We start from the raw sequence: 19,268 nt of genomic DNA, 5'->3' as shown, positions 1-19,268 counted from the left end.
AGGCCCGTGACCCATGATCCGCCATATCGTGATGTTCAATGCCAGGAATGCGGCGGATGTGCCGGCGATCCGCGACGGGCTGGCGGTTCTGGGCGGGATCAGCCATGCCCGCCGCTTTGAAGTGGGGCTGAACACCAGGCGTGACGCGTTGTCATCGGATGTCGATGTCATCGTCTATGCCGAGTTCGACGACGAGGCGGCGCTGGCGGCCTATAAGGCCGATCCGCTGTATGCGGAATCGATCGGCCGGGTCCGGCATCTGCGCGACATGCGCGTGGTCGCCGATTATGTAGTCGAGGATGCGGTTGTGGTCGACCGGCGGGGTTGAGCGCGGGCGAAACGTCCCGGGGCGTCACCGGTCCAGCGTCTGAAGGCGCGCGAGAACGCCGCCGCATCGGCATAACCCAGCCGGGCTGCGGTGGCATCGACCGTCAGTCCATCGAGTATCAGCAGCCGGCGGGCGCGTTCGGCCAGGGCTGCGTCGCGTTCCTGACGAAAGCCTGTGCCGGCTTCGGCCAACCGTCGGCGCAGGCTGCGTTCCGACAAGGCCAGGCGGCGCGCGGCGGTGCCAAGATCCGCCGGCGGCAGGCCATCGGTCACGTCGCGGAGCAGAACCTTCAGCGCCGCAACCGGCCCGGCCGCGCCACGATGCGCGGCTTCGGCCAGAAATGCCCGCTCAGCCGCGCGGGTCGCGGCCGGATGGGCCAGCGGCAGGGCGCGTGGCGGCAGGTCGCCTGAATAGCGCAGCCGGTGCGCGGGCCGTGCCGTGGCATTGTCGTCGAAGATAAGCGCCGGCCCCAGAACCGCCATGAACCGGTCTTGCAGGTTTGGATCGCGGGGCAGGGTCAGCGCGCTGCGCGCCATGTCCGGGCGAACAGCCTCGCCCAGAAGGTCGGCGACCAGAACCGCGGTCGACACCAGCCCGCGCGCCACCAGGAAGCGATGCACGGGCGGCGCCAGCGCATGCAGCGGCCGGTCGTCGAGGGTGAAGTCCAGTGCCGCCGGTGTCATGCTGACCGTGATCGCGCTGAACGACAGGCCCAGCGTCGGCAGGCGGCCCCACAGCGATAGCGCGTCACCCAGCGTGGGGCGGGTCAACATCGCCCAGCCGAACAATCCGAACGCCGAGACGCGATAGCGCAGGCCGGCTTCAAGCCCGGCAGCCGCAGGGTCGAGCCCCGGCAGGGCGGCAACCAGCGCCTCGATCATCGCCAGTTCCTGCCAGGCCAGGACATGGGCGCCGGGCGCGTCCAGACCGGATGGGTCAATCGCGGCCGTGGCGGCAAGCCTTGCGGTATCCACGCCCCGTTCCGATGCCATCGCCAGGATGTTGATCACCCCCACAGGGTCGCGGCGATCGCCGGCGGGAATCGTCATGCCATGCCTTCCTGCGGTTGCCGGTCTGACGCGTGCCTCAGGCCGCGCCTTGTCATTAAGGGTCGATCTGGCCGGAAAGATCAAGAACGCGGCCGATCACGACATGGTGTGGACCGACCCTCGGTTGCAAACTTCATGGGAAAGCCGGCTGCAAGCCCGGTTCGTCGAAGGGAGGATCAAAACCATGAATGCAGGACCGTTCTTCACGTCCAAACCGCCGTCTGCCGCCAGCAACCGGCCGGTGACATCGCCCCATTTCACCATCCGCCCGATGACCGGGGCGCTTGGCGCCGACATCGCCGGCATCGACGTGGCGACGGCATCAGACGATGCGCTCGACGATCTGCGTGCGGCACTGGTGCATCATCAGGTGGTGGCCATTCGTGGCCAGCAGCTCGATCCGGCGGGGCTGGAAGCAGTGACCAGCCGCTTCGGAGCCTTTGGCGAAGACCCCTATGTCAAGCCGATGCCGGGCTTCGCCAATGTGCTGCGGCTGCTGAAGGAAGCTGATGAGGAACACCCGAATGTGTTCGGCGAGGCCTGGCACAGCGACTGGTCGTTCCTGGATACACCGCCGGCCTTCACCCTGCTCTATGGCCAGGATATTCCGGCCTGGGGCGGCGACACCATGTTCGCCAGCATGCAGCGCGCCTATGAGGCGTTGAGCCCCGCGATGGTGCGGATGCTGGAACCGTTGATGGGGGTGCACAGCGCCCGGCGCGGCTACAGCCCGGCGGCACGCGGCGCCATGGCCGACCGGTTGCCGAACATGGAGATCGTGGTCAGCGAAACCGCCATGGACACCCGCACCCATCCGATCATCCGCACACATCCCGAAACCGGGCGCAGGGCCTTGTATGTCAGCGCCGCCTATACCATCGGCATCGACGGCTTCAACGAGCCGGAGGCGCAGGCCCTGCTCGGCTATCTGTTCGACCTGTCGATCGATCCGCGCTTCACCTGCCGGCTGCGCTGGGAACCGGGCACCCTGACCATCTGGGACAACCGGTCGGTGCTGCATCTGCCGATCGGCGACTATCAAGGCGCCCGGCGAGAGATGTATCGCAGCACGGTTGCCGGCGACCGGCCGGTTCTGCTGCCCGAAGGTGCGCAGGCCCAGCCGGAACATTGAGCCGGAGGCTATTCCGCGCGCGGCCCCGCCGCCTCACCCCAGCGCTTCACGCCGCCACTGTCGATGTCGAACAGGTCCAGCACCCGGCCCACCGTGTGGTCGACCAGATCGGCCAGGCTGGCGGGGCGGGCATAAAAGGCCGGCACCGGTGGTGCGATGATCGCGCCGGCCTCGGCCGCCTGGGTCATCGCCCGCAGATGGCCCAGATGCAGCGGCGTTTCCCGCACCATCAGCACCAGCCGCCGGCGTTCCTTCAGCACCACGTCGGCGGCGCGGCTGAGCAGGCCGGTGGTGTTGCCATAGGCGATCTCCGAAAGGCTGCGGATCGAACAGGGCGCCACCACCATGCCCATGGTGCGGAACGACCCGCTGGAGATGGCGGCCCCCACATCGCGCGGATCGTGAACCGCATCGGCCAGCGCCTTTACATCGGCCACCCGACGGTCGGTTTCATAGGCGATGGTCATCTCGGCCGCCTTGCTCAGCACCAGATGGCTCTCGATGCCGAGGTCGCGCAAAATCTCAAGCAGGCGAATGCCATAGATGACGCCGGATGCGCCACTGATGCCGACGATGAGCCGCTGTGGCACAGCGCCGGGCATGCTGGCCGCAGCCTTGCCATTCGTTGCCGACACGGGATCGTCACAAGGGGGGTTGAAGCCGTCCGCTGTCATATCCACGTAACTTTCTGTGGGATCGCCCCTGTCGATGCAGACTGGTTCACGCCGGGCTGGTCGACCTCAAGATGGTGTTACGCAACGGAGGTGTCCATGAGTGTTCAGGCGCGTGTCGAAGCCTTGAAGCACAAGCATGCCGTACTCGAAGAGGCGCTTCATACCGAATACACCCGGCCCAAACCCGATGAAACGGCGATCAACGAGCTGAAGCGCAACAAGCTTAAGCTCAAGGAAGAGATTTCCCGCCTGGAGATCAACTGACCCGCGAAGCTCCCGCAAGCGCAGGCTGTCCGGCGCCCCGGCGATAGGCCGGGCCTGCCCGACGGTGCCGTCAGCCCGGCCCGATGAAAGGCCGCCTGATGGTGGATGGATGATCCGCGATCCCGCGAAACCCCTGCCGCCCGGATGGATGGCAGGGGTTTTCGTTGAGCGGCGCACCGGCTGGACGTCTGGCCTGTGAATGGGGCTCAGAGCGCGCGGGCCTTCTCGCGCAGCACGAATTTCTGCACCTTGCCGGTCGATGTCTTGGGCAGGTCGGTGAAGATGAAAGTCTTGGGCAGCTTGAAGCGCGCCAGATGCTTTTCGCAATGGGCGCGGATATCGGCTTCGGTGGCGGTGCTGTCGGGCTTCAGGGTCACGAAGGCGCACGGGGTTTCGCCCCATTTCTCGTCCGGTCGGGCGACCACGGCCGCTTCCAGCACCGCCGGATGACCATAGAGCACCTCTTCCACCTCGATCGACGAGATGTTCTCGCCGCCCGAGATGATGATGTCCTTCGACCGGTCCTTCAGCTCGATATACCCGTCCGGATGGGTGACCCCCAGATCGCCGGAATGGAACCAGCCGCCGGCAAAGGCCTTCTCGGTGGCGGATCGGTTCTTCAGATAGCCCTTCATGGTGATGTTGCCGCGCATCATCACCTCGCCCATGGTCTGGCCATCGGCCGGCACCGGTTCCATGGTCTCAGGATCGGCGACCATCAGCCCCTGCTGCAAGGTGTAGCGCACACCCTGGCGTGCCTTGATCCGGGCGCGTTCCTCCAGCGGCTTTTCGTCCCATTCGGACTTCCATTCGCAGACGACCACCGGGCCATAGACTTCGGTCAGGCCATAGACATGGGTGATCTCGAAGCCCATCGCCTCCATGCCGGCAATCACCGATGACGGCGGGGCCGAGGCGGCGGTCATCATGTGCACGGTATGGTCGAAGCTGCGCTTTACCGCGTCGGGCGCATGCACCAGCAGGCTGAGCACCGTCGGCGCGCCGCAGAGATGCGTGACATGATTAGTGGCGATGGCATCGAAGATCGCCTTCGCCTCCACCTTGCGCAGGCAGACCTGGGTGCCCGCGGCGGCGACCATGGTATAGGGGAAGCACCAGCCCGAGCAGTGGAACATCGGCAGTGTCCACAGATAGACCGCGCCCTTGGGCAGATCCCAGGTCAGGATGTTGTTGATGCCGTTCATCCAGGCGCCGCGATGGCTGTAGACCACGCCCTTCGGGTCGCCGGTCGTGCCCGAGGTATAGCCCAGCGACAACGACTCCCATTCATCGGCCGGCATCTGCCAGGCGAAATCCGGGTCGCCCTCGGCCAGCAGGGCCTCGTATTCGGTCTCGCCCAGGAAATCGCCATGGGTGATCGCCGGATCGTCGATGTCGATAACCAGCGGCTTCGTGTCCAGCAGGTCGAGCGCCGCCTTGATCACCGGGCTGAACTCGCGGTCGGTCAGCAGCACCCGGGTTTCGGCATGGGTCAGAATGAAGGCCAGGGCCTCGGCATCCAGGCGGATGTTCAATTCGTTCAGAACCGCGCCGATCATCGGCACACCATAATGTGCTTCCAGCATCGCCGGCGTGTTCGGCGCCATGATCGACACCGTGTCGCCCCGGCCGATGCCGCGCGCCTTCAGCGCGCTGCCAAGCCGGCGGCAGCGGGCATAGAGGTCGCGATAGGTCCAGCGCTGGTCGCCATGGATCACGGCCACGCGGTCGGGATGCACGTCGGCGGTGCGCTCCAGCAGCGACAGCGGGGTCAGCGGCTGGTGGTTGGCCGGGTTGCGGTCCAGGTCGCGCTCATATTTCGACGGGGCGATGTCGGCCGGCATGGGGCGTGGTCTCCGGTGGTGTCGCTTGACGAAGGGCAGGCGTATCGAACAGATCGGCAGCGGCGCGGCCGCCGCCGCCGATCGGGGGCGGATCAGTCGTCGAGGGTCGAGGTGTCGCCTTCCGGCAGGCCGAGTTCGCGCGCCTTCAGCAGACGGCGCATGATCTTGCCCGACCGTGTCTTGGGCAGTTTCGACACGATGACCAGTTCCGATGGCTGGGCGATCGGCCCCAGATCCTCGCGGACATGGGCGATCAGCTTCGCCACCAGCGCATCATCGCCGGTCTGGCCGGCGCGCACCACCACGAAGGCCTTGATCCGCTCACCTTTCAGGTCGTCGGGCAGGCCGACCACGGCGGCTTCGGCGACCGCGGGGTTGCCGACCAGCGAGCTTTCGACATCGGCCGTGCCGATCCGATGGCCGGCGACGTTGATCACGTCGTCGGAACGGCCGAGCAGGGCGATATAGCCTTCCTCGTCGCGCACCGCCAGGTCGCCGGTGACATAGCCGCCCAGGCGCTCCGACCAATAGCTGGCATAACGGTCGGGATCGCCCCACACCGTGCGCAGCATATAGGGCAGGGGCTTTTCCACCACGAACAGCCCGCCCTGTCCGGCGGGCACCTCGGCGCCGGTATCGGGGTCGACGATGCGGGCGATCAGGGTGGGCATGGCGATGCCGGCGCGGCCGGGGCGGCTCGCCATGGCCGGATAGGTGCCCAGCATCGGGTTCGCCACTTCGGTCTGGAAGAAGTTGTCGACGCAATGGGCGAAGGGCACGCCGTCATCCGACAGAATCTCGCGCTGCGCCCACGACCATGCCTCAGGGTTCAGCGGCTCGCCGGCGCAGGCCATCACCTTCAGGCTGCGGCGGCTGTATGTCTTGACGAAATCGGTGCCGAACCGCATCCACATCCGCACGGCGGTCGGCGCCGTGAACATCTCGGTCACACCGAAACGGTCGACGACGTCCCAGGTGACGCCGGCATCGGGATAATCGGGCGTGCCCTCGCGGATGATCTGATGGCAGCCAACCAGCAGCGGGCCATAGGCGATATAGGAATGGCCGACGATCCAGCCGATATCCGACAGCGACCACCACACCGAGTCCTGCGTCACCCCGAAAAACGTTCGGATCAGGGTGTCGCAGCCGACCATATAGCCGCCATGGACATGAACCACGCCCTTGGGCGCGCCGGTGGTGCCGGAGGTGTACAGGATGAACAGGGGATCTTCCGCCTCCATCTCTTCGGCGGCAATAAAATCCGGCTGGTCGGCGATCAGCGCGGCGAAGTCGACCTCGCCGGCCTGAACCTCGCGGCCGGTGCGGCTCAACACCACCACATGATCCACCTTGGGGGCATCGGCGCCGGTCAGCGCCCGGTCGACGATGCCCTTCAGATCCACCACCTTGCCACGGCGCCAGGTGGCGTCTGAGACCAGCACCACCTTGGCGCCGCTGTCCTGGATGCGCTTTTTCAGCGCGCCATCGCCCATGCCGGCATAGACCATGGAATGCACCGCGCCGATGCGCGCGCAGGCATGCATCGAGAACACGCCCTCGGGCGTCAGCGGCATATAGATCACCACCCGGTCGCCGCGTGCGACGCCCAGGCTTTTCAGGCCATTGGCGATCCGGCTGACCTGGGCCAGCACTTCGGCATAGGTGAAGCTGCGCTCGTCGCCATTCTCGGACACGAAGGTCATTGCCTTGGCGTCGCCGCGGCCGGCGGCGATATGGCGGTCCAGGCAGTTGATCGAGATATTGGTGCGGCCGCCGACGAACCATTGATGGTTCGGCATCTCGAACCGGCAGACCTCGTCCCAGGGGCGGCTCCATTCCAGGCTGCGCGCGCGCGTGTCCCAATAGCCGAGCGGGTCGGCATTGGCCGCCGCGACATAGGCCTTGGGATCGCGCACGGTGGCGGCCTCGACGACGCCGGCCGGCGGATTGAAGCGTTCGGTGACGGTCAGAAGCGCTGCGATCTTGGCTGCGGCCTGATCGGACATGGTCGTTTCCCCCTCGATGACGCTGCGTACATGCCGGTCACGATCGTGCTGCCCCGCCGGTGTGCTGCTCCGCCGGCGTGCTGCCCCGCCGGCGGGGCCATTCTGCCGCGTCGGCATATGGCCACAGGCATAATATTCGGCATGTGCGGCATGCTCTACGCGCAATTCCGTGTGCTTCACGGTTGTGTCTGTTGATCGTGTAAAACCGACATCAAGTCAAGGCCGCCAACCGTCGCGCAGGGCTCCCGCGCCCCCCTTCAATGGTCGGGGGGACGCGGGTCGTGACCGGCCCGCACAAGTCGCCTTCGGGTGCGGTCGCAGGTTGTGAAACCTGCGGCCGAATGTTGTAGGCAGTCAGGTGAAGCATGACCTAACTTGAAATAATATTTCAAATATTAGGCATCGATCAAAATCTACTTGCGACAAAATACCATAAAAGACATCATTTGGATGTCGCGGCCATCTCCTTCGTCCCCGCCGCGGCTCGTTTCCGGGAGTTAGCCGGCCGACCCGCATGTGGTCGGCCGGTCTCTTTTCGTGGCGGAGGGCAGGGGCGAGGCCAAGCGACGCTTGCTCTTGACCCAAGCGTGACAGGGGTATGAGGGACGAGGGCTCACTGTGATGATGACGGGCGACGACGGGGGCGGGTATATCCGGCCCCGCCATCAGTTTCAGCGCCCCCCATCCCGGAGCCGTCGCGTCCATGTCCGCCACACAGCGTCCCGCAGCCGATCCATCCTCGACGCCTGGCTTCGGCCTCGCCGCCAGGACTGTGGTCCTGATCGGCTTTCTGTCCCTGGGCCTCGCCTTCTCGACGCGGGCGGCCCTCGGTCTGGCGATGCCGGTCTGGGAACAGGCGGAAGGCTGGAGCCGCGCCTCGGTATCGGATGTGGCGGCGCTGGCACTGGTGGTGATGGCCGTGCTGGCGCCGACCGCCGGCATGCTGGCCGACAGTCACGGCCCCCGGCGGCTGTTGACGGCCGGGCTGGTGATGGTGGCCGCCGCCTGCGGGCTGGTGGCGATTGCCGACAACACAATGATGCTGATGCTGGCTTTCTCGGTGGTCGGCGGCATCGGTTTCGGCGCGGTGGCAACCCATGTGGTGGCGACCGCGGTGGCATTGATGGTGCCGGCAGAGCGACGCGGCCTTGCGACCGGCATTGCCACGGCGGGTGCGACGGCGGGGCAGTTGGCGCTGGTGCCGGTGCTGTCGATGTGGATGACGCCCGATGACTGGCGGACCGGCTTCATGGGGCTGGGGCTCGCGGCCCTTGCCGCGGCGGTGGCGGCCCTGGTCTTGCTGCCCCGTGCCCGCGCCATGGCGGCCAGCCGCGCGGCCAGTCGTGATGGCTCGGCACAACCAGCCGCCGAGCCCCTGGGGCGCCGGCTGGCCGTCCTGGCCACCAGCCCGGTCTTCCATGCCCTGTTCTGGAGCTTCGTGATCTGTGGTGTGACCACGGCAGGCGCGATCGAAACCCATCTGATGCCCTATGCCGCGTTGTGCGGGTTTCCGGCGCTGCCATCGGCCACGGCCTATGGGGTGCTGTGCGCCATCAACCTGATCGGCATGATCGGCGCCGGCCATCTGGGCGACAGGATGGACCGGGGCCGGCTGCTGGCGGTGATCTATGCCGGCCGGGCGGTGGCACTGGTGCTGCTGGTCTTCGTGGGCGACACGTATGCGCTGCTGCTGATCTTCGCGGTGCTGTTCGGCCTGTTCGATTATTCCACCGTCGCCCCCACGGCCGGGCTGGTCGCCGACCGCCTGGGGCTGCACCGCATGGGGCTGGCGATGGGGCTGCTGTCGGCCGGCCATTCGCTGGGGGCGGCGCTTGGCGCCTGGGCCGGCGGCCGGATCTTCGCGCTGACCGGCGACTATCTGGGCCTGTGGTATGGCGGTGCGGCGCTGTCGGGCGTGGCGGTTCTGATCGTGCTGACCCTGGCCGCACCGCGCGGCCGGGACATGCGGTCCCGGCCGGCGATGGCGTGACGCGGTATCAGTCCAGGCTGGCGGCGATCGCCCGCAGCCAGGCGATCGTCTCCATGCCGCGATTGGTGGCCTCGTCCATGCTGGTGCCATAGCGGCGGTTGGCCGACAGCTTGACGATGGTCACGCCGCGCGACGGGTCGACATAGACGAACTGGTTATAGATGCCGGTGGCGCTGAATTCGCCCCGGTTGCCCGCCGGCAGCCACCATTGATAGCCATATCCATGCCCGGACGTGCCGCTGGCGATATGCGGCCGGCCCGGCGCCAGATGCGGGGCCGTAACAGTCACCGAGGCGCGCACCCAATCGGCGGGCACGATCTGCCGGCCCTGCCAGACACCACCATTGCGGTACAACTCGCCCAGTCTGGCGAAATCCCGCGCGGTCAGGTTCAGGCCGGCAAAGGCCATCTCGACACCGGCCGGGTCGATCAGCCAATGGCCGGCATGGGTCATGCCCAGCGGCTCCACCAGCTTTTCCTGCATGTAATCGGTGATCGAGCGGCCGGTGGCACGGATCAGCAGCGCGCCCAGCGCCTGCGTGTCGCCGGAATTATAGCGGCAGATGGTGCCGGGCGGGTTCTCGGCCACCATCTCGGCCACGAAGCGATCGAGCGAGCCGTCGCCGCTCATCGCCGTACCCAGGCGATGAACGTCCGACTGATTGTCATTGTAGTCCTCGTTCCAGCGCGCACCCGACGACATCTGCAACACATGGCGGATCGAAACGCCGTCATAGGCCGAGCCGGGCATCACCGGCACGTAATCGCTGATCGGCTCGTCGACCCCGCCGATATGGCCCTCGGCGATGGCGATGCCGACCATGGCCGAGACGAAGCTTTTCGCCACCGACCACGAGATCCACTGAACGTCGCGCCCGCCTGTCAGCGCATAGCGTTCATGGCGGACCATGCCGTCCTTCAGCACCAGCAGGGCGGCGGTGTCGGTGTCGGCGAAGAAGCCCTCGAAGGACCGCGCCTCCCCGTCGAATTCATGGGCGGCCGGCAGTGTGACCGCCGGGCCTTCGGGAAACACGAACGGCGTGGCCGCGGGGACCATCGTCGTTGCCGGCAGCCGGTCTTTCAGCCGCGGAAAGGTCTCGTGCTGAGGGGCGCCGCTGAACAGCTTGAAATCTTCAATGGCGGCCGTGGGTTGATCGGTCATGTGCTGGTCTTTCGCGGGCATGGTGGGCCGGAGGGGAGACGGTGGGGCGGGGCTGAGCATCCCGGCGATCCGGTCGCGCAGGCGCTCCGGATCGATGGGCGTCAGCCCCAGTCGATTGAAGAAGGACGTCCCGAAGGCAAGCGAGACGGCGGCAAAGGCCGTATCGAAGGCAGGGGCTGTGCCGGACGGCGCCATGTCGCGCGCGATCGCCTGCGCCACATGGTCGACCAGCCGGCGATAGATCGTGCCCAGCCGCACGCGCAGCGCCTCGTCGCGCAGCGACAGGTGCCACAGATCCATGATCACCATGTTGGTGGTCTTGTCGGCGAAGATCCGGTTGAACAGCAGGTCGGCCAGATCATCGGGCGTGCCTGCGGCCGCGCCCTCGCGCACCAGGGCCAGCTGGGCTTCGCCCCGCGCCAGCAGGCGGTCGATCAGGCAACCGACCATCGCGTCACGGTTGCCGATGAAATACCGCACCAGCGGTCGCGGCTGGCCGGCCTCGGCGGCGACATCGGCCAGCGTCGTCTCGGCCAGCCCTTTTCGCACCACGCAGGCCTCGAAGGCCGACAGGATGGCTTCCCGGCGCTCTTCCGCCACCGAAGGGCGTCCCATCACGGCCTCTCCCACCATAAATTGTCATCTGTGACAGGATAGAGGCCCGCGAGCATTCTTGTCAAATATGACAATCAATTCGCTCATGGCGGGCCGGTGGGTTGCGGGCAAAGAAAAAGGCGGTATCCATGGGGATACCGCCTTTTGATCTGTCTGCCGCGCCGCATCGGCCCGTTGTGCCGTGCGGGGCGATCAGTAGTCGTCGTTGGCGCTGTCGTCGTCCTCGTCGAAATGCACCGGCTGTGGCGGGGCCTCGTTGGGGTCGCGGTTCAGCCGCTTGATGGCCAGTTCGCGGTTCAGGTCGGTCTGGGTGCACAGGCCCAGCAGCACCGGATCGCGCGGTTTGATGTTCGCGCTGTTCCAGTGGGTGCGGTTGCGCACCGCATTCACCGTCTGCTTGGTGGTGCCCAGCAGCTTGCAGATCTGCACGTCGTCCAGCTCAGGATGGTTCTTGAGCAGGAAGGCCAGCGCATCCGGCCGCTCCTGGCGCTTGGCGACCGGGGTATAGCGGGGGCCCTTGGTGCGGCGCATCAGCGGCACCGTGGGTTCACGCAGCTTCAGCCGGGCCTTCGGATCACGCTCGCAGCGCGCGACTTCCTCAGGGCTCAACTGGCCGCTCTTGATCGGATCCTGACCGACGATGCCGGTCGCGACCTCGCCGTCGGCGATGCCCTGCACCTCCAGCGGATGAAGGCTGCAAAACTCGGCGATCTGGTCGAAGGTGAGGGCGGTGTTTTCGACCAGCCAGACGGCAGTGGCCTTCGGCATCAGGGGACCAGCCATGTCGCTCCTCGTTCGAACTCGTTCGGGCAACCGCTCAGGGTCAGGCGCTTGGGGGCCGGGCCCCGGCGGCGGTCATGCCGATGACTATAGCGAAGCACCGGCTTTAAACGAAAGCCGCGCGACAGGCAAGGGCCGACTGGCCGCCGTCTTTCGACGGCCGGCCGGTCGGGCACTGTCACCGCAACGGATCGGGGCTTAAAGATCGGCCACCTTCAGCACGATCTTGCCGATATGGTCGCTGGATTCCAGCCGGGCATGGGCATCGGCGGCCTGGGCGAGCGGCAGGATGGTATCGATCACCGGGCCGATCGTGCCGGCGCCCAGCAGCGGCCACACGGTTTCCAGCAGCGCATCGGCGATCGCCGCCTTCTCGGCCACCGGCCGGGCGCGCAGGGTGGATCCGGTGATGGTCAGCCGCTTCATCATGATCGGCCTGAGGTCGATATCGGTCTTCGGTCCCTGCAGGAAGGCGATATAGACCAGCCGGCCGTCGCGGCGCAGAAGCTCCAGATTGCGGGCCAGATAGGGGCCGCCGACCATGTCCAGGATCACGTCGACGCCGGGGTCGCCCGCGGTTGCGGCCACGATCGCGTCCTTGAAATCGGCCTGGCGGTAATTGACCGCCAGTGTCGCGCCCAGATCCTCGCAGGCCCGGCACTTGTCGTCGGTGCCGGCGGTGGCATAGACCGTGGCCGCCAGCGCGCGGGCGAGCTGGATGGCGGTGGTGCCGATGCCGCTCGACCCGCCATGCACCAGCAGCCGTTCACCGGCCTTCAGCGCGCCGCGGTCGAAGACATTGGTCCAGACGGTGAAATAGGTCTCGGGCAGGGCGGCGGCGCGGACCAGATCGAAGCCGTCGGGCACCGGCAGGCACTGTTCCTGCGGGGCTGCGACATAGTCGGCATAGCCGCCACCGGTGACCAGGGCACAGACCCGCTCGCCGACCGTCAGGCGGGTGACGTCGCGGCCGGTGGCCACCACCACGCCCGATACCTCAAGCCCCGGAATGTCGGACGCGCCGGGCGGCGGCGGATAATTGCCCTGGCGCTGCAGCGCATCGGGCTTGTTGACGCCGGCGGTGGCGACGCGGATCAGCACCTCGCCGGGGCCGGGCTGCGGCACCGGCCGGGTGGTGGGTTTCAGAACCTCGGGTCCGCCGGGGGTCGAGATTTCGATGGCGGTCATGGTCTCGGGAAGGCTGGTCATGCGGACGTCTCCGTCTTGTCCTGCGACGGCCTTGGCCATCGTGGTCCCTGCCAGGCCGGCCGTGTCTGAAGGCCGGCGATCCTGGCGGGGCAGTCGGGGGGGGAGCATGACCTGAAACGGCGGCGAGGTGAAGTGTTCCACCCCGCCGCCATCCGGTTCGCTCGACCGCGACGGCGGATCACGGTTCCAGAACCATGCCCTCACGCGCGACCACGCTGCCGGGCCGGCCTTCGGCGACCTCGGCCGCGATGCCGTCCATGATCGTATCGTCATGGGCGGGATCGTGATGGAAGACGACATAGGTCTTCACGCCGGCGGTATCGGCAAGCCGCATGCCGGCCTGCCAGGTGGAATGCCCCCAGCCGACGCGGGCCGGATATTCGGCGTCGGTGAACATCGCGTCATAGATCATGATGTCGGCACCGGCCACCAGCTCGGCCACCCGCGGATCGACCCCCTCGACCGGGTGTTCGGTGTCGGTGATATAGCAGATCGACCGGCCGTCGAATTCCACCCGATAGCCCACCGCACGTTGTGGGTGGTTGAGCAGGGCGGTCTGGATCCGGATGCCGGGATGCGGCTCAAGGACGTCGCCGGGCAGGAAGTCGCGGAAACTCATATCCGCCTTCATGATCTCGACCGGCACCGGAAACACCGGATCGCTCATCAAGGTGCACAGCAGGTCGCGCAGGCCCCGTTCCGGCTTCAGATGGCCCGCCCACATCCGATAGGTGTTGCGCGGGTCGAAGGCGGTGGAGAAAAACGGAAAGCCGCAGATATGGTCGAAATGGGTATGGGTCAGGAACAGATCGGCCTCGACCGGCACCTTCAGGCGCAGGCCCTCGTCCAGAACCCTGAGTCCGGTCCCGGCATCGAAGATCAGCCGTTTTTCGCCGCACCTCATCTCAAGGCAAGACGTGTTGCCGCCATAGCGCACGGTCGATGGGCCGGGGCAGGCGATGCTGCCGCGCACGCCCCAGAACTTCACCCAGAATTCCTGCTTGTTTACCAATCTCTTATCCGCCAAGTGGAGCGGCCTCTCCTGTCTGACCCCGCGAGTGTCCACGATCTTGGTGACAAAACGGCGACGTCACCCCGTGCAGTTCCGGCATGGCCGGTCCGCCTGGGTGCTCACGCGATCTGTCCCTGCCCGTGCAGCCGCTGCGTCTATTGGCCGCGGTCATGCATACTCCCCGCCGGGCAGTGTGCCCGCTTCCAGTGCATGATGCAAACCGCGCACATCTTGCCGTCGGCGCTTCCACAGACTACCGTTCAGGGCAGCACCGGTGGATCACGACGAACGGGCGCATGATGACCTTCTCCGTCGCCTTCTGGGGTGTTCGCGGCAGCATAGCCTGCCCGACCCCGCGCCATATGCGGTATGGCGGAAATACGTCGTGTGTGGCGGTCACATGCGGCGACCGCCAACTCATATTCGATGCAGGCACGGGTCTGCGTGATCTTGGCCATCAGATGAACATGGCCGGTACCCGCACGGCGACCCTGCTGTTGTCTCATACCCATTGGGACCATATCGTCGGGTTTCCGTTCTTTTCGCCGGCCTTCCGCCGGGGCAACCGCTTCGAGGTGCTGGCGGGTCATCTGATCGCGACCGGCGGCATCCGGCGGGTGATCGACCGGCAGATGCAGTCGCCGACCTTTCCGGTGCCGCTCGCCGCCATGAATGCCGACATGACCTTCGATGATTTCGCCGCCGGCGACACGCTGATGCTCGGCCCCGATATCCGGGTGCGGACCCTGCCGCTGAACCATCCCGACGGCGCCACCGGCTATCGCGTCGACCATGCCGGCCATTCGGTCGCCTATATCACCGATACCGAGCATTGCCCCGGTGCCCCCGATGAAAACGTGCTGGCGCTGATGGACGGCGTGGATCTGGCGATTTACGACAGCACCTATACCGACGCCGAATTTCTGGGGAAAGTCGGCTGGGGTCATTCCACCTGGCAGGAAGGTGTTCGACTGGCCCGCCATGCCGGTGCCCGCAGACTGGCGATCTTTCACCACGATCCCGATCATGAAGACGATTTCATGGACCGGGTGGGCGCCGATGCCCATGCCATGTGGCCGGGCGCGCTGGTGGCACGCGAGGGCATGATCGTGGATCTGATCGCCGGCACCTGCCGGATCCTGCCGCGCTGATCAGCCGGTACGTCCGAACTGCGGCCGGTCTGACCCGACCGGGCCGGGCCGACCGGGCCGACAGAGAGGACGGCGCCGGGTCGCCGATTGCGCCGTCCCCAAGGCGGGCACGGACGGGCCGGGAACTGGAAGAGTGCCCGCCCGTGCCGGATCTGCCGTCCCGCGTGCTGCCATCACCGGACGGCAAGGCCTGTTCTCAAGTCAAGGCCGGCCCCGTCAGCGGATGGCGACAGGATTGATGATCGCCTGGACGGCGCCGGTATAACGGGGCTGGCCCAGCACGAACATGAACTCGTAGGCCTTGTCCTCGGCGAGTTCGGCCGTGTTCATGTTCTCAAGGATATAGATGCCGTTCTGCGCCAGCAGAACCTGGTGCACCTCGAACACGCCGGTGCCCGGCTCGAAGGGGATCACCTCCAGCGCCCAGCTATCGGCGCCCACCGCCACCACGCCCTTTTCGGCCAGATAGCGGGCACCTTCAACGCCAAGGCCGGGTTCGACTGATCCGAACCGTTTGTCGTCCTTGCCGATCAGGCTGATCCAGCCGGTGTTGAACAGCACCACGTCGCCCTTGCGGATCTCGACGCCCTGCTTCTGCGCCACCGCCTCGATCTCGGCCTTGTTGAAGGCGGTGCCTTCCTTGACGACATCGGTGCCGTAATGGGCCGCCATGTCGAGCATGACGCCGCGGGTGGTGATCGGCGGTACCTTCTCGATGCCCAGCTTCTTCAGGCCGGACATGTCGACGAAGTCCTTGGCGTGGTTGCCATTGTAGTAGACGCCATCGATGCCGATATGGCCCAGCCCGTCGATCTGGCTGCCGATGCCGAGCCAGCCTTCGATGATGTCGTCGTTATAGGTGGTCTTGGTGCTGCCCAGGCTGCCGCCCTGAACCTGACCGGGCTGGACGACATAGATCTTGAAGCTGCGGGGCGCATAGGCCGGGGTCTGGCTGTTGATCTCGATGCCAAGCGCGTAGGTCTTGCCGGTGGTGATCAGCTTCGAGGCTTCCAGCACCTTTTCGGCGTTGAGATTGTTGGCGGCGCCGATCTGGTCGTCCGGGCCCCATTTCGACTTGGTCCAGTCGTCGGCGGCAAGCGCTGCGCCGCCGATCAGGCAGGACATGGCTGCCGCGACCATTGTGGTCAGGCCGCGGTGCACGGTGGTGTGGTTCCGGTCGGTCATCCTCTGGATCTCCTCCCTGAGCCCGGACCTGAGGAAGGCCCGGCGCTCCGCCTGTCGTGTCCGGGTCGCTTGCTACCGCCCGGTTCACTGACATGCCCGTCCCACATCGGCCGATGGATCGTGGCCGGTGGATCGGGCATCCGCTCAATGGGGCATCTTCTCGACATGTGATCTGACGTCGCATTATCCGGCCCCATTGCTGAAGATGGTTAACCGAAGATGTATCATGCGCAAGGCAATTATAGTTTTGGTCCCGTTATGCGAAATCTTCGGATAAGATTCGCGTCACTAAAGACATTTCAAACATGATTTGGAATTTGTGCGCATGCTCACATCATCAGGGCAGGGCGTGCGCCGCAGCAGGCGATACGCTGCTTCACGCTGGCCGTGGCCGGGCGGGCAGCGCTAGACTGCGGCACGGGTTGAGCCTGCGGCGCGGCCGGATGCCGCGTCACCCTGCGGAGCACTGGTCCGCATGACAGGGTCATCACGTCCCAAGGGGGGCATCCGGTCGACGGGGCCGCCCCGTCCGAGCACAAAGGAGCCGTTTCGTCATGATGCTCAAGGGAAAGACCGCCCTGGTCACGGGATCGACCAGTGGCATCGGCCTGGCGATTGCCCGCTCGCTGGCCGCGGAAGGCTGCGACCTGATCCTGAACGGCTTCGGCGACGCGGCGGAAATCGAGGCCCTGGTCGCCGAGATTGCCCGGACCTGCGGCGTCGCGGTGGTCTATGACGGCGCCGATATGAGCAAGGCCGACCAGATCGAGGCGCTGTTCGCGAATGCGGCGCCAAAGGGTGTCGATATTCTGGTCAACAATGCCGGCATCCAGCATGTCGACAAGATCGAGGATTTCCCGGTCGCCCAATGGGACCGGATCATCGCGATCAATCTCAGCTCCGCCTTCCATACCAGCCGGCTGGCGCTGCCGGGAATGAAGGCCAGGGGCTGGGGGCGGATCCTCAACATCGCCTCCGCCCATGGTCTGGTCGCATCGGCCGAGAAGTCGGCCTATGTGGCAGCCAAGCACGGCATCGTCGGGTTGACCAAGGTGGCGGCACTTGAGACCGCCGAAAGCGGTGTCACCTGCAATGCCATCTGCCCGGGCTGGGTGCGCACGCCGCTGGTGGAACGCCAGATCGAGGCCAAGGCCAAGGAAGGCGGCATCGACATCGAGGAAGCCAGCCGCGACCTGCTGGCTGAAAAGCAGCCGACGCTGCGCTTCACCACGCCGGAACAGCTTGGTGGCGTCGCGGTTTTCCTGTGCAGCCCGGCCGCCGACAACATCACCGGCATCAGCCTGCCGGTCGATGGCGCCTGGACCGCCCGCTGATCCACCCCACCCCCAGAAAACCGGCCGCGCGCCGATCCATGAGCCCCGGAGCCCCCGATCCCATGTCGACCGATATCCCCACGACCGGCACCGACCCGCATGTCTATATGGTCAATGGCAACCCCGTCACGGCGCGGGTGCAGGGCGATCCCTCGGCCAGCGAGGGGCCGGTTCTGGTGCTGCTGCACGGCGCCGGGCTGGATCGGCGCTTCTGGCGGCCGGTCTTCGATCATGCCGGCATCCCGTCGCCGATCATCGCCTTCGATCTGCCCGGCCGGCAGGGCAGCGAGGGCGAGCCTCTGATCCGGATCGGCGACAGCGCCGCCTGGATCGTGGCGGCGCTGAAGGCGGCCGGTGTGCGGCGCTGTGTGCTGGCAGGCCACAGCATGGGCACGCTGATCGCAATGGAAGCCGCCCTGCTGCTGTCGGGCGACGACCAGATCCAGGTCGAGCGGCTGGTGCTGCTGGCGCCGGCCGATCAGATCGCGGTCAATCCCGACCTGCTCGAACAGACCCGCACCGATCCGGCCGCGGCGCAGGGGCTGATGAACAAGTGGTCCTATGGCATCCCTGACGGGCCGTATTGCGCGGAAGCACGCGCCAATGGTGCCGACACGCCGGCGGGGGTGCTGTTTGCCGACCTCACGGCCTGCGACAGCTTTGGCAGCACCCTCAACCTTGCCGCGGCTTTGTCGGTGCCGGTCGACGTGGTGGTGGGCGAAGCCGACAAGATGACCCGCGCCAAACAGGGCAGGGCTCTGGCCGAGGGCCTGCGCCATGCCGAGGTGACCGCGATCGAGGGGGCCGGCCACATGATGCTGCACGAAACCCCGGAGGCGGTGTTTGCGGTGCTGCGCCGGGCGGTGGGTGCCATCAGCCCCGCGGTCTGATCCCGTCGAGCAGCAGCCGGGTCAGGTTGTCGGCGGTGCGGGCGGCAAAGGCCGGGTCATCCAGCGTGCCGCCGCCTGACACCGCTTCGACCTGCACCGCGAAATCGGCGTAATGCTGGGTGGTGGCCCAGATCGCGAAGATCAGGTGCCGCGGGTCGACCGGCGCCATGCGGCCGCTGGCGACCCAGGCGTCGATCACCCGGGCCTTGTCGTCGACCAGATCCTTCAACGCCCCGTCCAGAATCGGCCGGAGCAGCGGCGCACCGCGCAGCATCTCCATCGCGAACAGCCGCGATGCCGCCGGATCACGCCTGGACCACACCAGCTTTTCAAGCACATAGCCGCGGATCGCCGCCAGCGGCTCGCAGGCGGCATCGATCTCGCGCAGCGGTTCCAGCCAGCGGTTCAGCACCCGGTCGAGGGCAGCGGTATACAGCCGCTCCTTGGTCGGGAAGTAATAGAGCAGGTTGGTCTTGGACATGCCGGCCTCGCGGGCGATGCCCTCGATCCGCGCGCCGTCGAGCCCGACGCGGGAGAACACCGCCACCGCCGCGGTCAGAATCCGATCGATGCGTTCATCCGATGCCCGGTGGCGGCGAGGCTGCGGTGACGGGGCTGGGGTGCGGGTGGCCTCCATCGG

Annotated in this window: 17 protein-coding genes; 7 read left to right on the top strand and 10 right to left on the bottom strand. The window is 66.5% G+C overall.

Annotated features, from left to right (window positions below; translation table 11 throughout):
- Positions 1 to 13 precede the first annotated feature (13 nt).
- Positions 14 to 328, top strand: coding sequence for a Dabb family protein (locus IEW15_RS04070; RefSeq protein WP_188575167.1), 315 nt, complete (start codon positions 14 to 16; stop codon positions 326 to 328).
- Here IEW15_RS04070 and IEW15_RS04065 read toward each other — a convergent pair.
- Positions 286 to 1,377: an AraC family transcriptional regulator gene (locus IEW15_RS04065; protein WP_188575164.1), complete on the bottom strand. Its 1,092-nt coding sequence runs from the start codon at positions 1,375 to 1,377 to the stop codon at positions 286 to 288. The two genes, IEW15_RS04070 and IEW15_RS04065, sit on opposite strands and share 43 nt — an antisense overlap.
- Before the next feature lie 184 nt (positions 1,378 to 1,561).
- Here IEW15_RS04065 and IEW15_RS04060 point away from each other — a divergent pair, with 184 nt between their 5' ends.
- Positions 1,562 to 2,509 (top strand): TauD/TfdA dioxygenase family protein, encoded by a 948-nt coding sequence (locus IEW15_RS04060; protein WP_188575162.1) that lies wholly within the window; start codon positions 1,562 to 1,564, stop codon positions 2,507 to 2,509.
- Positions 2,510 to 2,517: 8 nt separating this feature from the next.
- Here IEW15_RS04060 and IEW15_RS04055 read toward each other — a convergent pair whose 3' ends face one another.
- Positions 2,518 to 3,111 (bottom strand): UbiX family flavin prenyltransferase, encoded by a 594-nt coding sequence (locus IEW15_RS04055; protein ID WP_188575221.1) that lies wholly within the window; start codon positions 3,109 to 3,111, stop codon positions 2,518 to 2,520.
- A gap of 168 nt (positions 3,112 to 3,279) precedes the next feature.
- On the opposite strand from IEW15_RS04055, the gene IEW15_RS04050 reads away from it, so the two are divergent.
- Positions 3,280 to 3,447 (top strand): YdcH family protein, encoded by a 168-nt coding sequence (locus tag IEW15_RS04050; protein ID WP_188575160.1) that lies wholly within the window; start codon positions 3,280 to 3,282, stop codon positions 3,445 to 3,447.
- A gap of 206 nt (positions 3,448 to 3,653) precedes the next feature.
- Here the strand turns inward: IEW15_RS04050 and IEW15_RS04045 are convergent, their stop codons facing one another.
- The gene (locus IEW15_RS04045) at positions 3,654 to 5,291 is read right to left on the bottom strand and encodes an acyl-CoA synthetase (RefSeq protein WP_188575158.1); all 1,638 of its coding nucleotides are present in this window, start codon (positions 5,289 to 5,291) and stop codon (positions 3,654 to 3,656) included.
- Between the two features lie 92 nt (positions 5,292 to 5,383).
- The gene (locus tag IEW15_RS04040) at positions 5,384 to 7,300 is read right to left on the bottom strand and encodes an acetate--CoA ligase (RefSeq protein ID WP_188575156.1); all 1,917 of its coding nucleotides are present in this window, start codon (positions 7,298 to 7,300) and stop codon (positions 5,384 to 5,386) included.
- 703 nt (positions 7,301 to 8,003) lie between these two features.
- Between IEW15_RS04040 and IEW15_RS04035 the strand changes: the two genes are divergently transcribed.
- The gene (locus IEW15_RS04035) at positions 8,004 to 9,290 is read left to right on the top strand and encodes an MFS transporter (RefSeq protein ID WP_188575154.1); all 1,287 of its coding nucleotides are present in this window, start codon (positions 8,004 to 8,006) and stop codon (positions 9,288 to 9,290) included.
- A 7-nt stretch (positions 9,291 to 9,297) separates the two neighbouring features.
- Here IEW15_RS04035 and IEW15_RS04030 read toward each other — a convergent pair whose 3' ends face one another.
- From IEW15_RS04030 to IEW15_RS04015, 4 genes are all read right to left on the bottom strand, one after another.
- On the bottom strand, positions 9,298 to 11,067 hold the full coding sequence (locus IEW15_RS04030) for a serine hydrolase domain-containing protein (protein ID WP_229707804.1): 1,770 nt from the start codon (positions 11,065 to 11,067) through the stop codon (positions 9,298 to 9,300).
- A gap of 192 nt (positions 11,068 to 11,259) precedes the next feature.
- Complete coding sequence (locus IEW15_RS04025) at positions 11,260 to 11,850, bottom strand: DUF1013 domain-containing protein (protein WP_188575151.1); 591 nt, start codon at positions 11,848 to 11,850, stop codon at positions 11,260 to 11,262.
- Positions 11,851 to 12,045: 195 nt separating this feature from the next.
- A complete protein-coding gene (locus IEW15_RS04020) occupies positions 12,046 to 13,056 on the bottom strand; it encodes an NAD(P)H-quinone oxidoreductase (protein WP_188575148.1) in 1,011 nt (336 codons plus the stop codon).
- A gap of 178 nt (positions 13,057 to 13,234) precedes the next feature.
- Positions 13,235 to 14,068 (bottom strand): MBL fold metallo-hydrolase, encoded by an 834-nt coding sequence (locus tag IEW15_RS04015; RefSeq protein ID WP_229707803.1) that lies wholly within the window; start codon positions 14,066 to 14,068, stop codon positions 13,235 to 13,237.
- Positions 14,069 to 14,364: 296 nt separating this feature from the next.
- Between IEW15_RS04015 and IEW15_RS04010 the strand changes: the two genes are divergently transcribed.
- Entirely contained in the window at positions 14,365 to 15,219 is an 855-nt protein-coding gene (locus tag IEW15_RS04010) for an MBL fold metallo-hydrolase (RefSeq protein ID WP_372402053.1), read from the top strand.
- 216 nt (positions 15,220 to 15,435) lie between these two features.
- On the opposite strand, the gene IEW15_RS04005 is transcribed toward IEW15_RS04010, so the two are convergent.
- Complete coding sequence (locus IEW15_RS04005) at positions 15,436 to 16,359, bottom strand: cyclase family protein (protein WP_188575213.1); 924 nt, start codon at positions 16,357 to 16,359, stop codon at positions 15,436 to 15,438.
- A 602-nt stretch (positions 16,360 to 16,961) separates the two neighbouring features.
- Here IEW15_RS04005 and IEW15_RS04000 point away from each other — a divergent pair.
- Together IEW15_RS04000 and IEW15_RS03995 are read left to right on the top strand one after the other, a co-directional pair.
- Positions 16,962 to 17,738 (top strand): 3-hydroxybutyrate dehydrogenase, encoded by a 777-nt coding sequence (locus IEW15_RS04000; protein WP_306432578.1) that lies wholly within the window; start codon positions 16,962 to 16,964, stop codon positions 17,736 to 17,738.
- A 62-nt stretch (positions 17,739 to 17,800) separates the two neighbouring features.
- Complete coding sequence (locus IEW15_RS03995) at positions 17,801 to 18,628, top strand: alpha/beta fold hydrolase (protein ID WP_188575144.1); 828 nt, start codon at positions 17,801 to 17,803, stop codon at positions 18,626 to 18,628.
- Here the strand turns inward: IEW15_RS03995 and rutR are convergent.
- Complete coding sequence (gene rutR / locus IEW15_RS03990; RefSeq protein WP_188575142.1) at positions 18,612 to 19,265, bottom strand: HTH-type transcriptional regulator RutR; 654 nt, start codon at positions 19,263 to 19,265, stop codon at positions 18,612 to 18,614. The two genes, IEW15_RS03995 and rutR, sit on opposite strands and share 17 nt — an antisense overlap.
- Between the last annotated feature and the right edge of the window lie 3 nt (positions 19,266 to 19,268).

This window comes from Tistrella bauzanensis, from assembly GCF_014636235.1.
GTDB lineage: Bacteria > Pseudomonadota > Alphaproteobacteria > Tistrellales > Tistrellaceae > Tistrella > Tistrella bauzanensis.
Note: the sequence above shows the minus strand (reverse complement) of the source record. Positions and strands in the feature narration are given on the sequence as shown.

Bases quoted from the DNA above. Each gene is read 5' to 3' on its own strand.
- IEW15_RS04055 (WP_188575221.1), bottom strand. From the start codon at position 3,111: ATGCCCGGCGCTGTGCCACAGCGGCTCATCGTCGGCATCAGTGGCGCA.
- rutR (WP_188575142.1), bottom strand. From the start codon at position 19,265: ATGGAGGCCACCCGCACCCCAGCCCCGTCACCGCAGCCTCGCCGCCAC.
- IEW15_RS04020 (WP_188575148.1), bottom strand. From the start codon at position 13,056: ATGACCAGCCTTCCCGAGACCATGACCGCCATCGAAATCTCGACCCCC.
- IEW15_RS03995 (WP_188575144.1), top strand. From the start codon at position 17,801: ATGTCGACCGATATCCCCACGACCGGCACCGACCCGCATGTCTATATG.
- IEW15_RS04070 (WP_188575167.1), top strand. From the start codon at position 14: ATGATCCGCCATATCGTGATGTTCAATGCCAGGAATGCGGCGGATGTG.
- IEW15_RS04060 (WP_188575162.1), top strand. From the start codon at position 1,562: ATGAATGCAGGACCGTTCTTCACGTCCAAACCGCCGTCTGCCGCCAGC.
- IEW15_RS04025 (WP_188575151.1), bottom strand. From the start codon at position 11,850: ATGGCTGGTCCCCTGATGCCGAAGGCCACTGCCGTCTGGCTGGTCGAA.
- IEW15_RS04005 (WP_188575213.1), bottom strand. From the start codon at position 16,359: ATGGTCGCGGCAGCCATGTCCTGCCTGATCGGCGGCGCAGCGCTTGCC.
- IEW15_RS04000 (WP_306432578.1), top strand. From the start codon at position 16,962: ATGCTCAAGGGAAAGACCGCCCTGGTCACGGGATCGACCAGTGGCATC.
- IEW15_RS04010 (WP_372402053.1), top strand. From the start codon at position 14,365: ATGATGACCTTCTCCGTCGCCTTCTGGGGTGTTCGCGGCAGCATAGCC.
- IEW15_RS04045 (WP_188575158.1), bottom strand. From the start codon at position 5,291: ATGCCGGCCGACATCGCCCCGTCGAAATATGAGCGCGACCTGGACCGC.
- IEW15_RS04035 (WP_188575154.1), top strand. From the start codon at position 8,004: ATGTCCGCCACACAGCGTCCCGCAGCCGATCCATCCTCGACGCCTGGC.
- IEW15_RS04050 (WP_188575160.1), top strand. From the start codon at position 3,280: ATGAGTGTTCAGGCGCGTGTCGAAGCCTTGAAGCACAAGCATGCCGTA.
- IEW15_RS04040 (WP_188575156.1), bottom strand. From the start codon at position 7,300: ATGTCCGATCAGGCCGCAGCCAAGATCGCAGCGCTTCTGACCGTCACC.
- IEW15_RS04065 (WP_188575164.1), bottom strand. From the start codon at position 1,377: ATGACGATTCCCGCCGGCGATCGCCGCGACCCTGTGGGGGTGATCAAC.
- IEW15_RS04030 (WP_229707804.1), bottom strand. From the start codon at position 11,067: ATGGGACGCCCTTCGGTGGCGGAAGAGCGCCGGGAAGCCATCCTGTCG.